Source organism: Pseudomonas sp. MF6747, from assembly GCF_963890955.1.
Lineage (GTDB): Bacteria > Pseudomonadota > Gammaproteobacteria > Pseudomonadales > Pseudomonadaceae > Aquipseudomonas.
Genome location: NZ_CAWPSZ010000004.1, coordinates 65,018 through 78,678, shown reverse-complemented (window position 1 = coordinate 78,678; position 13,661 = coordinate 65,018). Strand labels below are relative to the sequence as shown.

10 protein-coding genes are annotated in these 13,661 nt (G+C 61.6%); 7 read left to right on the top strand and 3 right to left on the bottom strand.

Annotation, left to right across the window (positions count from 1 at the left end; genetic code table 11):
* Positions 1 to 119: 119 nt before the first annotated feature.
* Positions 120 to 932 carry an exodeoxyribonuclease III gene (gene xthA, locus AACW30_RS05450; protein ID WP_106578806.1) on the bottom strand — a complete coding sequence of 271 codons (813 nt, stop codon included), beginning with the start codon at positions 930 to 932 and terminating at the stop codon, positions 120 to 122.
* Between the two features lie 168 nt (positions 933 to 1,100).
* On the opposite strand from xthA, the gene AACW30_RS05445 reads away from it, so the two are divergent.
* The 7 genes from AACW30_RS05445 to AACW30_RS05415 all read left to right on the top strand — a co-directional run bounded on the left by AACW30_RS05445 (position 1,101) and on the right by AACW30_RS05415 (position 12,143).
* Entirely contained in the window at positions 1,101 to 1,751 is a 651-nt protein-coding gene (locus tag AACW30_RS05445; RefSeq protein WP_200624421.1) for a GNAT family N-acetyltransferase, read from the top strand.
* 64 nt (positions 1,752 to 1,815) lie between these two features.
* On the top strand, positions 1,816 to 3,543 hold the full coding sequence (locus tag AACW30_RS05440) for an autotransporter assembly complex protein TamA (protein WP_106578804.1): 1,728 nt from the start codon (positions 1,816 to 1,818) through the stop codon (positions 3,541 to 3,543).
* Positions 3,540 to 7,229: a translocation/assembly module TamB domain-containing protein gene (locus AACW30_RS05435; protein WP_200624420.1), complete on the top strand. Its 3,690-nt coding sequence runs from the start codon at positions 3,540 to 3,542 to the stop codon at positions 7,227 to 7,229. Before AACW30_RS05440 ends, AACW30_RS05435 begins: the two co-directional genes overlap by 4 nt.
* Before the next feature lie 236 nt (positions 7,230 to 7,465).
* The gene (locus AACW30_RS05430) at positions 7,466 to 7,939 is read left to right on the top strand and encodes a MarR family winged helix-turn-helix transcriptional regulator (protein ID WP_106578802.1); all 474 of its coding nucleotides are present in this window, start codon (positions 7,466 to 7,468) and stop codon (positions 7,937 to 7,939) included.
* Entirely contained in the window at positions 7,936 to 9,387 is a 1,452-nt protein-coding gene (locus AACW30_RS05425; protein ID WP_200624419.1) for an efflux transporter outer membrane subunit, read from the top strand. Before AACW30_RS05430 ends, AACW30_RS05425 begins: the two co-directional genes overlap by 4 nt.
* 15 nt (positions 9,388 to 9,402) lie before the next feature.
* Positions 9,403 to 10,614 carry an efflux RND transporter periplasmic adaptor subunit gene (locus tag AACW30_RS05420; protein WP_179608734.1) on the top strand — a complete coding sequence of 404 codons (1,212 nt, stop codon included), beginning with the start codon at positions 9,403 to 9,405 and terminating at the stop codon, positions 10,612 to 10,614.
* Positions 10,614 to 12,143 (top strand): DHA2 family efflux MFS transporter permease subunit, encoded by a 1,530-nt coding sequence (locus tag AACW30_RS05415; protein WP_200624418.1) that lies wholly within the window; start codon positions 10,614 to 10,616, stop codon positions 12,141 to 12,143. Before AACW30_RS05420 ends, AACW30_RS05415 begins: the two co-directional genes overlap by 1 nt.
* 154 nt (positions 12,144 to 12,297) lie before the next feature.
* On the opposite strand, the gene lpxH is transcribed toward AACW30_RS05415, so the two are convergent.
* Positions 12,298 to 13,047 carry a UDP-2,3-diacylglucosamine diphosphatase gene (gene lpxH, locus AACW30_RS05410; protein ID WP_200624417.1) on the bottom strand — a complete coding sequence of 250 codons (750 nt, stop codon included), beginning with the start codon at positions 13,045 to 13,047 and terminating at the stop codon, positions 12,298 to 12,300.
* Positions 13,044 to 13,547 carry a peptidylprolyl isomerase gene (locus AACW30_RS05405; RefSeq protein WP_106578797.1) on the bottom strand — a complete coding sequence of 168 codons (504 nt, stop codon included), beginning with the start codon at positions 13,545 to 13,547 and terminating at the stop codon, positions 13,044 to 13,046. Before AACW30_RS05405 ends, lpxH begins: the two co-directional genes overlap by 4 nt.
* Positions 13,548 to 13,661: the final 114 nt, after the last annotated feature.

The window sequence follows — 13,661 nt, the reverse complement described above, 5'->3', positions numbered from 1 at the left end:
CCCAAAGGTGGGGGCTGGCTTGCCTGCGATAGCATCAACCCGGTTTAGCTGGAAAACCTGGGTGCCTGCATCGCCGGCAAGCCAGCTCCCACACGAGCCAGCTCCCACTTTGAGTCGCGTCAGCTCAGTTCCAGCCAGATCGGCGCGTGGTCGGACGGTTTTTCCAGCGCCCGAAGCTCGTAGTCCACGCCGGCATCCTTGACCCGCGGCACCAGGCCGTTGGACGCCATGATCACGTCAATGCGCAGGCCACGCTTAGGCTCATCTTCGAACCCACGGCTGCGGTAATCAAACCAACTGAAGCGGTCGGCCACGTCAGGGTTGAGGTGGCGGAAGCTGTCCACCAGGCCCCAGTTTTTCAGGCGGGCCATCCACTCGCGTTCTTCCGGCAAGAAGCTGCATTTGCCGGTTTTCAGCCAGCGTTTGGCGTTGTCGGCGCCGATACCGATGTCGCAGTCTTGCGGGGAGATGTTGATGTCGCCCATCACCACCAATGCCTGGTCATTGCTGAACTGGCTTTCCAGCAGGTGCTGCAAATCTTCGTAGAAGCGTTTTTTGGCCGGAAACTTGGTCGGGTGGTCGCGGCTTTCGCCCTGGGGGAAGTAACCATTCATGATGGTCACAGGGTTGCCGTTCTCATCGGCGAAGGTGCCCCAGATGAAGCGGCGCTGGGCGTCTTCTTCATCGCTGGCAAAACCTTTGTGCACGCTCAGCGCTTCTTTGCGCGAGAGCAGGGCCACGCCGTAGTGGCCTTTTTGGCCGTGGTAATAAACGTGGTAGCCCAACGCCTGCACTTCGGCCAACGGGAACTGGTCATCATGAACCTTGGTTTCCTGCAGGCCGATCACGTCCGGTTGATGCTTTTCAATCAGCGCCGCCAGCTGATGAGGGCGGGCGCGCAGCCCGTTGATATTGAAGGAGACGATTTTCATGGTCGGCAGTCCAGTCTGGCAAAAGGGCGATGCTAGCCGACAAGTCCGACGGGGGCCAGCGTGGCGGTCGAGCAGATGCACTGCTAATGTCTGGGAACGACTGGTGCTGCGTAGGTTCGTACCCATAAGAACGCCATCTTCTGAATGGCGCCCAGGGAGATTGACTGTATGCCTGACACTTCGACGGCCCTTGCCGAGATCCGCCTGCTCAATAGCGGCTATTCGCGCGAAGCGCGCTCCATGCTCTACCAGGCTTATCGGCATGAGCCGACATTCGCCTACATTTTCGAAGCTGAACGCCCAGGCTATGAACAGCGGGTACGCGCCACGGTGCGTGAGCTGGTCAAGCAGCATTTCTTTCAGAAACTGCCCGCCATCGGCCTGTTCGTCAGCGACCGGCTGATCGGCATTGCCCTGATTGCGCCACCCCAACGGCGCTTGGGCATTACCGAAAGCTGGGCGTGGCAATTGCGCATGTGGTTGAGCACCGGTGTACGCGGCACTCGCCGTTACCTGGAATACCATCATGCGGTGCTGGCGTGCCTGCCGACCGAGTCGGTGCACGTACTGCCGTTGTTGGGCATCCACCCGCAATTTCAGGGCAAGCACTATGGCGAGCAGCTGCTTGAGGCCGTGCACAACTGGTGCGCCGATGACCCGCACTCCTCAGGCGTAGTGCTCGATACCGGCAACTCACGCTACCTGGATTTTTATAAGCGTCAGGGCTATGAGGAAATCGGCGAAGTGGCAATCGGGCCTATCCTGGAACACGTGTTTTTTCACCCCAATCCGCAGTCGTTACATGCTGCAACGGCTTAATGCAGAATTATTCAGACTATTCCGGGTTCAAAGTCTCTCCCCAGCTCGTGTAGCATCCGCGCCTATGAAGCTTCCAGGAAGATTTACCAGCGGCTTGATTCTGCTGTTCACAAGCTGCGGCGCCTTGGCGCAAAGCGAATTGGACGTGCGGATCAAGCCTACAAACGACGCGTTGAAAGCCAACATCGAAGGCTATATCGGCGGGGTAGGCGATCGTGATGAAGAAGCCCTGTTGCGGTTCAGCCGCGGCGCCGAAGAGCAGGCCCGCAAGGCTGCCCAGGCGCTGGGCTACTATCAGCCACAAATCGTCAGTGATGTAAAAGGCGGCAAGAATCCACGCCTGATCCTCACCATCGACCCCGGCGAGCCGGTGCATTTGCGCAACGTGACCCTTCGGGTTGACGGCCAGGCCGCGAGCCTCAAGGCTTTTCGCGTGCCCGACAGCAGCGACCTCAAATCCGGCGCCGTGCTCAACCACGGCCACTACGAAGACGCCAAGCGTCTGATCCAGAACCAGGCCTCGCGCTACGGCTTTTTCAGCGGGCGCTTTACCAGCCAGAAACTCTCGGTTGACCCCAAAGCCGGCGTCGCCGATATCGAACTCATTTACGACAGCGGCCCACGCTACAGCATGGGCAAGGTCAGCTTTGCCGGCGACACGCCGTTTGATGAAGACCTGCTGCAACGCATGGTGCCGTTCAAAAGCGGCGACCCTTACGACTCCGAGCTGATCGCCGAACTCAACCAGAACCTGCAGGCGAGTGGCTTTTTCGAAGCTGTGCGCGTAGACGCAAGCCCCGCCGCCTCGGCCAACGATGTGATCCCGGTGGCGGTGCAACTGGACACCCGCAAGCCGCGCACCATGGGCCTGGGCCTGGGTTACTCGACTGACGTCGGCCCGCGCGGCAAAGCCAACTGGACGCGTCACTGGGTCAACCCACAAGGTCACAGTTATGGCTGGGAAGCCGAGCTGTCGGCGCCGCGCCAGAACGTCGGCCTGTGGTACGACATCCCGCTGGACCCGCCGCTTACCGACAAACTGCGGTTTGCCGGCGGCTACCAGAATGAAGAAATCGCCAATACCGACACCCTGAGTAAATTGCTCACCCTCGGCCCTGAATGGCACAGCAAATTGCCCAGCGGCTGGACGCGAGTCATCTCGCTCAAATATCAGCGCGAAGAATACCGCCTGGGCAATGACTCGGGCCTCAGTAACCTGGTGATGCCGGGGATCAATTATTCCTACCTGCGCAGCGACAACCGCATCGACCCGCACAATGGCTATCGCCTGATGTTCGACGCCAAGGTCGCCAAGGAAGGCCTGGGTTCCGACACCAACCTGCTTTACGGCACTGCCACCATCAAGGGCTTGACCACCTTGTGGGACAACCACCGCTTTCTCGGCCGCGCGCAGTTCGGCGGCAGTGCCACCAATGGCTATAAATCGGTGCCGCCGTCGCTGCGCTTTTTTGCCGGTGGTGACCAGAGCGTGCGTGGCTACGAGTACCAGACGTTGTCGCCCGAAAACGATCGCGGTGACCGCATCGGCGGCCGCTACATGGTGGCGTTGAGTGCCGAATATCAATATTCCATCGCCGAAAAATGGCGGATTGCGACCTTTGTCGACCAAGGCAACTCCTTCAACAGTCTGGACATGCCGAGCCTGAAAACCGGTGTGGGGGTGGGCGTGCGCTGGGTGTCGCCGGTCGGCCCGATTCGCCTCGACCTGGCCCATGCCCTGGAAGATCCGGGCGGCATTCGTTTGCACTTTTCCATGGGGCCTGAGCTGTGATACGTGGTTTGAAAATAGCGGGGCTGGCCATCGTGGCAGTCTTCGCCGTGGTGTTACTGGCACTGTGGGCGGTACTCGGCAGCCAAGCGGGCAGCCGCTGGGCCTTGAGCCAGGTGCCGGGATTGACGGTTGAGAATTTCCAGGGGCATTTGGGTGGCCAATGGCGTGTCGACCACCTGTTGTGGCAGCAAGACACCAGCCGGGTCGAGCTGAATGCGGCGAAGTTCGACTGGTCGCCAGCATGCCTGCTGCGCATGACCCTGTGCATCAACCAGCTGGACGTGGAACAGGTCAGCCTGCAATTTCCACCCAGTACCGATGACAGCAGCAGCGGGCCGATCCAGCTGCCGGAGTTGAAACTGCCGGTGGCGATCCAGTTGGGCGACGTACGCGTCGGTAGCCTGCTGTTCAATGGCAGCGAAGAGCTCAAGGGCTTGCAGCTCGCGGCGCACTGGACCGCCGCGGGCCTGCAGATCGACTCGGTGCACCTGCAACGCGATGACCTGGTGCTGGACCTGGCCGGTCTGCTGCAACCGACCGGCAACTGGCCGCTGAGCGCCACGGGCAACCTGAGCCTGCCGTACGCGCCCGGCGGCGCGCCGTGGAAGGTTGCGCTCAAGGTCGACGGAGACTTGCTCAAGACCCTCAAGCTCGACGCCGACAGCAGTGGCTACCTGCCCGCCAAACTCAGCGGTGAGCTGCAACCTTTGGTGGAGAACCTGCCCGCGCAATTGCACATCAGCGCCGACGGCTTCAAACCCAGCGCCGACTTGCCCGACACCCTGCAACTCAATCAACTGGACCTTACCGCCAAGGGCGACCTGAGCAGCGGTTATCAACTGCTGGGCAAGGCCGTGCTGCCAGCGGAAAAAGGCCCGGTGGACCTGCTGCTGCAGGGCAAGGTTGACGCCAAGGGCGCGCAGATCGCGGGCCTGGATTTGAATGCGGGCGACCAGAAAAGCCTCAAGCTCAGCGCCAATCTGGACTGGCAACAGGGCTTCAGCGCCGACGCCAGGATCGATTGGCTGGATTTTCCCTGGCACCGCCTCTACCCATTGATTGATGAGCCGCAGTTCGCGCTGCATACGCTCAACGGCGAGATTTCCTACAAAGACGGCAATTACCTCGGCAACCTCAAGGCCGACCTCGACGGCCCGGCGGGCAAATTCAATGTGGTCACGCCGTTCAGTGGCGACCTCAAGCAACTCTTCCTGCCCGAACTGAAATTGACAGCCGGCCAAGGCAAGGCTGAAGGCCACCTGAGTCTGCAGTTTGCCGACGGCATTGCCTGGGACACCGCGCTGGACCTGTCGGCGCTGAACCCGGCGTACTGGGTCGCGGAGCTGCCGGGCACGTTGGCCGGGCCGCTGCGCAGCAAGGGCGAGTTCAAACATGAACAACTCAAGCTCAACGCCGACCTCGACCTCAAGGGCCGCTTGCGCGGGCAGACTGCCGTGCTGGCCGCCAAGGCGCAAGGCGCAGGTGAGCAATGGACCCTGGCCAACCTTGACATTCGCCTGGGTGATAACCGCATCAACGGTAGCGGCAGCCTGCAGCAACGTGTGGCCGGGCAGATCGATATCAAGCTGATGCGCCTGGCCCAGCTGTGGCCGCAACTGCGCGGGCAGATTAACGGGCGTGTCGATGTGGCCGGTACGTTGCAGGCGCCGCAAGGCAAACTCGACCTTAAAGGCCAGCAACTGGCGTTCGCCGACAATCAACTGCAAAACCTCACCCTGGACGCCACGCTCGACAACGCCCAGCGCGCGAAGATCGACCTCAAGGGCAGTGGCATCCAGGCCGGTGACACCCAGGTCGGCACCCTGACCGCCAGCGCTCAAGGTGATATCAAGCGCCAGAAAGTCCAGCTGGACCTGGCCGGGCCGCTCGTCAAGCTGGGCCTGGCACTCGATGGCGACCTCGACAAAGGTAACTGGCGCGGGCGCCTGGCCAGCGGTGACGTTCAAGCCGGTGGCCAGGACTGGAAGCTGCAAGCCCCGGCCAGGATCGAACGCCTGGCGGACGGCAAGCTGACCTTTGCGGCGCATTGCTGGGTGTCCGGCCCTGCCAGCCTGTGCGGTGAAGATCAGCGCCTGATGCCTGAGCCGAAGTTGCGTTACCACCTCAAGCAATTCCCCATCGACAGTCTGGCTGCCTTCCTGCCCAAGGATTTCGCCTGGCAAGGCAAGCTCAACGCCGACGTGCAGCTCGACCTGCCCGCCAGCGGCCCTAAAGGCGTGATCGCGGTGGATGCCAGCGGTGGCACGCTGCGCGTCAAGGACAAGGCCCAGTGGGTGGATTTCCCCTACGACACCCTGAAGCTGGAAACCACCCTTAACCCTAAACGCATCGACACTCAGCTGACCTTCCGCGGCGGCAAGCTCGGTGAGTTGCTGGTGCAGGCGCAGATCAACCCGCTGCCCAACAACAAGCCGATCACCGGTAATTTCAGCCTCAACGGCCTGGACCTCGCCGTGGCCCGACCGTTTGTGCCGATGGTGGACAAACTCACGGGCAAGCTCAACGGCAACGGGCGTATCTCCGGTGGTTTGCTGGCACCGCAGGTCAACGGCAACGTGAATCTGGTGGGCGGTGAAGTCTCCGGGCCCGAGTTGCCGATCAGCCTCGAAGGCTTGAACGTGCAAGCACTGATTGCCGGCGAAAGCGTGCAGTTGAATGGCGCGTGGCGCAGCGGCAAGGCCGGGCAGGGCAGCCTCAAGGGGCAGATCGACTGGGGCCAGGCGCTGGTGGTGGACCTCAGCCTGCAAGGCGCGCAACTGCCGGTCACGGTTGAGCCTTACGCCAAGCTGGAAGTGGCGCCGGACCTGAAAATCAGCCTGAAAAACGACAAGCTGGCGATTGCCGGCAAGGTGCACATCCCGCGTGGCGACATCACCGTGCGTGAATTGCCGCCGTCCACCGTCAAGGTCTCCGATGACACGGTGATCGTCGGCAGCCAGACCGCCCAGGGCAAGCCGCCGATGGCGATGGCCATGGACATCGACGTGGTGGTGGGCGAAGACCAGCTCAACTTTGCGGGCTTCGGGCTCACCGCCAAAGTGCAGGGCCATGTGCACATCGGCGACAGCATGGACACCCGTGGCGAGCTGTGGCTCAACGACGGCCGCTACCGTGCCTACGGGCAGCGGCTTGACGTGCGCCGCGCGCGGCTGTTGTTTGCAGGGCCACTGGACCAACCGTTCCTGGATGTCGAGGCCGTGCGCGTCGTTACCGAACCGTCCAGAACGGTGACGGCCGGTATTCGCTTGAGCGGCAGCGCCGAGCAGCCGACCACGCAGATCTTCTCCGAGCCCACCATGCCTCAGGAGGATGCGCTCTCGTATCTGGTGCTGGGGCGTTCGCGCAACAACACCGGCGAAGACAACAACATGCTGGCCGAGGCCGCCCTGGGGTTGGGGTTGATGGGCAGCGCCGGGGTCACCTCGGATATCGCCAACCAGCTGGGCATTCAGGACTTCGACCTCGACACCCAGGGCACCGGCAATAACACCGCCGTGGTGGCCAGCGGCAAGATCACCGAAAAACTCAGCCTGCGGTATGGGGTCGGGGTGTTCGAACCGGCCAGTACGATTGCCTTGCGCTACCTGCTGAGCAAGAAGGTGTACCTGGAAGTGGCCAGTGGCGTGGCCAGTTCACTGGATATCTTCTACAAGCGCGATTTCTAAACCTTCACGCACAAACAGGGTGGGAGCTGGCTTGCCGGCGATGGCGGTCCATCAGTCGATGATTTATTGACTGACAGGCCGGCATCGCCGGTAAGCCCGCTCCCACATTTGTTTGCGGTGCAGCCCACCTCTCGGTCAATTAGCAAGCAAACTAATAATTCCATTTGACATTCGCTGCCTAAGCAGTAACATCTTGTCATACATTCACTGCCTAGGCAGTAATAAGGTGACTTTCGATGACCCACTTCACCCCTGACAGCTTTCGCAACTGCCACCTCGGCCTGTTGCTGGGCCGCGCCGCGCTGCTCAAGGACCGCATTATCGACACGCACATGGAACCGCATGGCGTCACCGCCGCGCAGTTCAAGGTGTTGATCATCATTGCCCAGTATGAGGTCGACACGCCCGCCGAGCTGTGTCGCAACCTGTCGCTGGACAGCGGCTCCATGACCCGCATGCTCGACCGCCTGGAGCAAAAGGGCCTGCTGGCGCGCAAGCGTTCCGAGCAGGACCGGCGCCAGGTGCAGTTGGTACTGACCGAAGACGGCCAGCGCCTGGCAGACATGCTGCCGCACATCGGCGCGCAGTCGATGAATGAGCTGGCCGGCGCCCTGCAGCCCGGCGAGTTGCAAACCCTGGAAAAAATCCTCACGAAAATTCTGGTAGCTGCCGGTGACGCCATCGTCATCCAGCGGGTAGGTAATCAATGAACACACGCGCACTTAGCCTGGTGCTGGTGGCGATGAGCATGGCCGGTTGTGCCAACTTCAGCGGCCTCGACACCCAGGGCCAACGCCTCGACGCCAACACGTTGCAAACCGGCAAGTCCCTCAGTGGCGTGACCTTGTCCAGCGCCGCTTGGCCGACGGCCGATTGGTGGAAGAGCCTCGGCGACCCGCAGTTGGACGGCTTGATCCATGAAGCCCTGCAAAACAGCCCTGACATGCAAGTCGCCAGCGCCCGTGCCCACCAGGCGCAGGCCGCTGCCTACGCCGCCGATGCCGCCCGCATGCCGACCCTGGATGCCAGCGCCGGCGTGAGCCGTTCGCGTCTGGCCAAGGATCAGGACCCGCTGGGGCAGGGCGATGCCTACGCCACCGTGCGTAACATCGGCGCCAGCTTCAACTACAACTTTGACCTGTGGGGTGGCCAGCGCGCCGCCTGGGAAGCTGCGTTGGGCCAGGCGCGTGCCGCCGAAGTCGATCAGCAAGCCGCGCGCCTGACCCTGGCCGCCAACGTGGCCAAGGCCTACAGCGACCTGGGCCAGGCGCACATCGTGCGAGACCTGGCCGCCGACGACCTCAAGCGCACCCGTCAGATGCTCGACCTGAGCAAGCGCCGCCTGAGTTCCGGCATCGACAGCCAGTACCAGTACCAGCAGACCGAAAGCCTGGAAGCCAGCTCTGAGTCGCAATTGATCGATGCAGAAAAACAGCTGCAAAGCGCCAAGATCGCCCTGGCCGTATTGCTTGGCAAAGGCCCCGACCGTGGCAGCGAGCTGACCCGCCCGAACGTGCTCAAACCCAGCGCCGTTGCCGTGCCTTCTGTGCTGCCGGCCGAGTTGCTGGGCCGTCGCCCGGACTTGATCGCTGCACGTTGGCGCGTCGAAGCCGCGAGCAAGAACATTGCCGCGAGCAAAACCCGCTTCTACCCCAACCTCAACCTGAGCGCGAGCGCCGGGGCCGAGTCGTTGTTGGGCGACGCGATGTTTGGCTCGGCCAGCCGTTTCTTCAGCATTGCGCCGACAATCTCGTTGCCGATCTTCGACGGTGGCCGCCTGCGCGCCGACCTCGATGCCCGCGACGCCGATTACGACCTGGCGGTGGCCCAGTACAACAAAACCCTGGTGCAAGCCTTGGGTGATATTGGCAACACCCTTTCGCAATTGCGCGATACCGGTCGGCAGATCCAGGCCCAGCAACACGCCGCGGACATTGCCCAGCAGTCCTACGACACCGGGGTTCAGCGCTACAGCTCGGGGATCGGGAATTACCTGGATGTACTCAGCATCGAGCAGCAATTGCTGCAGGCCCAGCGTCAGTTGGCGGCCTTGAATGCTGCGCAGATCGATCTGTCGATTCAATTGATGCAAGCCCTGGGTGGCGGGTACAACGCCGATAACGTGGCCGCAACCACCCCAGCTACACGCACGGAATAATTTGAGGTATTTGTCATGGCCACTGCCGAAAGCAACAACGCAACAGAGCAACCCAAAGAGCAGCAGAAAGACAGCAACCCACGCAAACGCAAAATCATGCTGATCGGCCTGGCGCTGATCGTGATTCTCGGCGTGATCGGCGTGTGGGCCTGGTATGAGCTTTACGGGCGCTTCAACGAGAGCACCGACGATGCCTATGTGAACGGCAACGTGGTGGAAATCACCCCGCTGGTCACTGGCACCGTGGTCAGCATCGGTGCCGACGACGGCGACCTGGTCCACGAAGGCCAGGTGCTGATCAACTTCGACCCCAATGACGCCGCTGTCGGCCTGCAAAGTGCCCAGGCCAACCTCGCGCGCACCGTGCGCCAGGTACGGGGCTTGTACAGCAACGTTGATGGCATGAAAGCCCAGGTGCTGGCGCAGCAAGCCAACGTGCAAAAGGCCCAGGACAATTACAACCGTCGTAAGAACCTTGCCGCCGGCGGCGCGATCTCTCAGGAAGAACTGTCCCACGCCCGTGACGACCTGACCTCGGCGCAAAGCGCCCTGGCCAACGTGCAGCAACAGTTCAAGACCTCCAGCGCGCTGGTGGACGACACGGTGATTTCGTCCCACCCGGACGTGCAGGCCGCCGCCGCGCAACTGCGCCAGGCGTACTTGACCAACGCCCGCAGCACCTTGATTGCACCCGTAACCGGCTATGTGGCCAAGCGCACGGTGCAATTGGGTCAGCGCGTGCAGCCGGGTACCGCGTTGATGGCGGTGATCCCGCTGAACCAGTTGTGGATCGACGCCAACTTCAAGGAAACCCAGCTGCGCGATATGCGTATCGGCCAGCCGGTGGACATCGAGTCGGATATCTACGGCAGTGACGTGAAGTACAGCGGCACCGTGGACAGCCTGGGCGCCGGTACCGGCAGCGCGTTTGCCTTGCTGCCGGCGCAGAACGCCACCGGTAACTGGATCAAGATCGTGCAACGGGTGCCCGTGCGTATTCACATCAACGCCGACGAGCTGGCCAAGCACCCGCTGCGTGTGGGCTTGAGCACCGTGGTCAACGTGGACCTGCACGACAAGAGCGGCCCGGTACTGGCGCAACAGGCGCCGCAAAAGGCCTCGTTCACCACCAACGTGTACGACCGCCAATTGGCCGAAGCCGATGCCATGATCACTCAGCTGATCCATGACAACAGCCTCGCCGCGCCCAAGGCTGTGCAACGCTGATGAGCAATAACGCCTCGTTCACGCCACCCAGCCTGTTGATGGCCACTATTGGCCTGTCGCTGGCGACCTTTATGCAGGTGCTCGACACCACGATCGCCAACGTGGCCTTGCCGACCATTTCCGGCAACCTCGGCGTGAGTTCGGAGCAGGGCACCTGGGTGATCACCTCGTTTGCGGTGAGCAACGCGATTGCCTTGCCGCTGACCGGCTGGTTGAGCCGGCGCTTTGGCGAGGTGAAGCTGTTTTTGTGGGCGACCATCCTGTTTGTGCTGGCCTCGTTCCTCTGCGGTATTTCCACCTCGATGCCTGAGCTGATCGGCTTTCGGGTGCTGCAGGGCCTGGTGGCCGGGCCGCTGTACCCGATGACTCAAACGTTGCTGATCGCGGTCTACCCGCCGGCGAGGCGCGGTATGGCCCTGGCGCTGCTGGCGATGGTCACGGTGGTGGCGCCGATTGCCGGCCCGATCCTTGGCGGCTGGATTACCGACAGCTACAGCTGGCCGTGGATCTTCTTTATCAACGTGCCCATCGGCATCTTTGCGGTGCTGGTGGTGCGTTCGCAGTTGAAGAAACGTCCGGTGGTCACCAGTTACCAGCCGATGGATTACGTCGGGCTGCTGAGCCTGATCGTCGGTGTCGGCGCGTTGCAGATCATCCTCGACAAGGGCAATGACCTGGACTGGTTCGAATCCAACTTCATCATCATCGGTGCCGTGATTTCGGCGATAGCTCTGGCGGTGTTCGTCATCTGGGAAATGACCGACAAGCACCCGGTGGTCAACCTGCGGTTGTTTGCCTACCGCAACTTCCGCATCGGCACCATTGTGCTGGTGCTGGGTTATGCAGGGTTCTTCGGCATCAACCTGATCCTGCCGCAATGGCTGCAAACCCAGATGGGCTACACCGCCACCTGGGCGGGCCTGGCGGTGGCGCCGATCGGGATTCTGCCGGTGTTGATGTCGCCGTTCGTGGGCAAGTATGCGAACAAGTTCGACCTGCGTTTGCTGGCCGGGCTGGCGTTCCTGGCGATTGGCCTGAGTTGCTTCATGCGTGCCGGCTTTACCAATGAAGTCGACTTCACGCACATCGCCCTGGTGCAGCTGTTCATGGGCATTGGCGTGGCGCTGTTCTTCATGCCGACCTTGAGCATCCTGATGTCCGACCTGCCGCCGGCGCAAATCGCCGACGGCGCGGGCCTGGCGACCTTCCTGCGGACCCTGGGCGGCAGTTTTGCGGCCTCGCTGACCACCTGGATCTGGATTCGCCGGGCGGACCAGCACCATGCCTACATGAGCGAGAACATCACCACCTACGACTCGGCCACCCGTGACGCCTTGCAGGCACTCGGCGGGGCAGGGCACAAGGCCTATGCGCAGCTGGATCAGATCCTCACCAGCCAGGCGTACATGATGTCCACCGTGGATTACTTCACGCTGCTGGGGTGGATGTTCATGGGCTTGATCGTGATTGTGTGGCTGGCGAAACCACCGTTTGCGGCGAAGGCCGGGCCGGAGGCTTCGGGGCACTGATTCGAGGTTGTACGCGGTCAAAAAGGTGGGAGCGGGCTTGCTCGCGAAGGCGGTGGTTCAGTCGATACTTGAGTTGACTGACACGCCGCCTTCGCGAGCAAGCCCGCTCCCACATTTGGATCTCTGTTCACATTGGGTCGGTGGTGTCTGAGAATCAGGCGCCAGGCAGCGCCAGCTGCGGATTAACGAAGTCAAATGCCGCCAGCGCAAACCCTTGCTCGTCCACCTGCAACGCCCAGCCCTGCTTGTCCCAATCCCCCAGCACAATGCGCTTGGCCGCCTGATCACCAATCTGCAACTTATGGATTGCCGGGCGGTGCGTATGGCCGTGGACCAGGGTGCGCACGCCAAACTGCTGCATCACCCGCGGCACTTCCTCGGGCGTCACATCGACAATGTCGTTGGCTTTCATGCGTGTCTGCGCGCGGCTTTCACTGCGCAGCTTGCGCGCCAGCTTGTGGCGGATGCGCAATGGCAGGTGCCGCAGGATAAACAGCACAATCGGGTTACGCAGGATGCGCCGCAGCTTCATGTAGCCAACGTCGCGGGTGCACAGGCTGTCGCCGTGCATCAACAGCACAGGCTCACCGTAGAGCTGCACGACACTCGGGTCCTTGAGCAAGGTGGCACCTGCGGCTTTGCAGAACGCCTTGCCGATCAGGAAATCGCGGTTGCCGTGCATGATGAAAATCGGGGTGCCGCTGTCGCTCAGCTCACGCAATGCTGCGCAAATCGAGCGCTGGAAAGGTGTCATCCCATCGTCGCCAATCCAGGCTTCAAAGAAGTCGCCCAGAATGTACAACGCCTGGGCGCCTCGGGCGCGGCCGTGGAGCAAAGCCAGAAACGCCCGGGTGATGTCCGGGCGCTCCTCTTCCAGATGCAAATCTGAAATCAGCAGTATCACCCAACGATCTCGGCTTTCTCGACGATAACGTCTTCTACCGGAACGTCCTGGTGACCGGCTTTACCGGTGGTCTGCACGGCTTTGATCTTGTCGACGACGTCCTGGCCTTCGGTCACTTTACCGAATACCGCGTAGCCCCAACCCTGCACGTTCTTGCCGCTGTGGTTCAGGAAGGCGTTGTCGGCGACGTTGATGAAGAACTGCGCGGAGGCCGAATGCGGCTCCATGGTACGGGCCATGGCGACGGTGTACTTGTCGTTGGAAAGGCCGTTGTCCGCTTCGTTCTGGATGCTTGGGCGCTTGTCTTTCTTTTCTTTCATGCCAGGCTCGAAACCGCCGCCCTGGACCATGAAGTTACCGATGACACGGTGGAAAACGGTGTTTTCGTAGTGGCCGGCTTTAACGTATTCGATGAAGTTGGCGACGGTGATCGGCGCTTTCTCGGCGTTCAGCTCGATGACGATGTCACCGTGGTTGGTGGTCAGTTTGACTTGAGTCATGTTCACTACTCTTTTCAGGGAATTCGTGGGTTTGGACGCCTGAGCGCCTCACCTGATTGGCTAAACAGAGGCCAAGGCGCGCAGTTTAGCGTGACCTGCAGGAATTTCGAGGTG

Bases quoted from the DNA above. Each gene is read 5' to 3' on its own strand.
- AACW30_RS05440 (WP_106578804.1), top strand. From the start codon at position 1,816: ATGAAGCTTCCAGGAAGATTTACCAGCGGCTTGATTCTGCTGTTCACA.
- AACW30_RS05420 (WP_179608734.1), top strand. From the start codon at position 9,403: ATGGCCACTGCCGAAAGCAACAACGCAACAGAGCAACCCAAAGAGCAG.
- AACW30_RS05445 (WP_200624421.1), top strand. From the start codon at position 1,101: ATGCCTGACACTTCGACGGCCCTTGCCGAGATCCGCCTGCTCAATAGC.
- AACW30_RS05415 (WP_200624418.1), top strand. From the start codon at position 10,614: ATGAGCAATAACGCCTCGTTCACGCCACCCAGCCTGTTGATGGCCACT.
- AACW30_RS05430 (WP_106578802.1), top strand. From the start codon at position 7,466: ATGACCCACTTCACCCCTGACAGCTTTCGCAACTGCCACCTCGGCCTG.
- AACW30_RS05405 (WP_106578797.1), bottom strand. From the start codon at position 13,547: ATGACTCAAGTCAAACTGACCACCAACCACGGTGACATCGTCATCGAG.
- xthA (WP_106578806.1), bottom strand. From the start codon at position 932: ATGAAAATCGTCTCCTTCAATATCAACGGGCTGCGCGCCCGCCCTCAT.
- AACW30_RS05425 (WP_200624419.1), top strand. From the start codon at position 7,936: ATGAACACACGCGCACTTAGCCTGGTGCTGGTGGCGATGAGCATGGCC.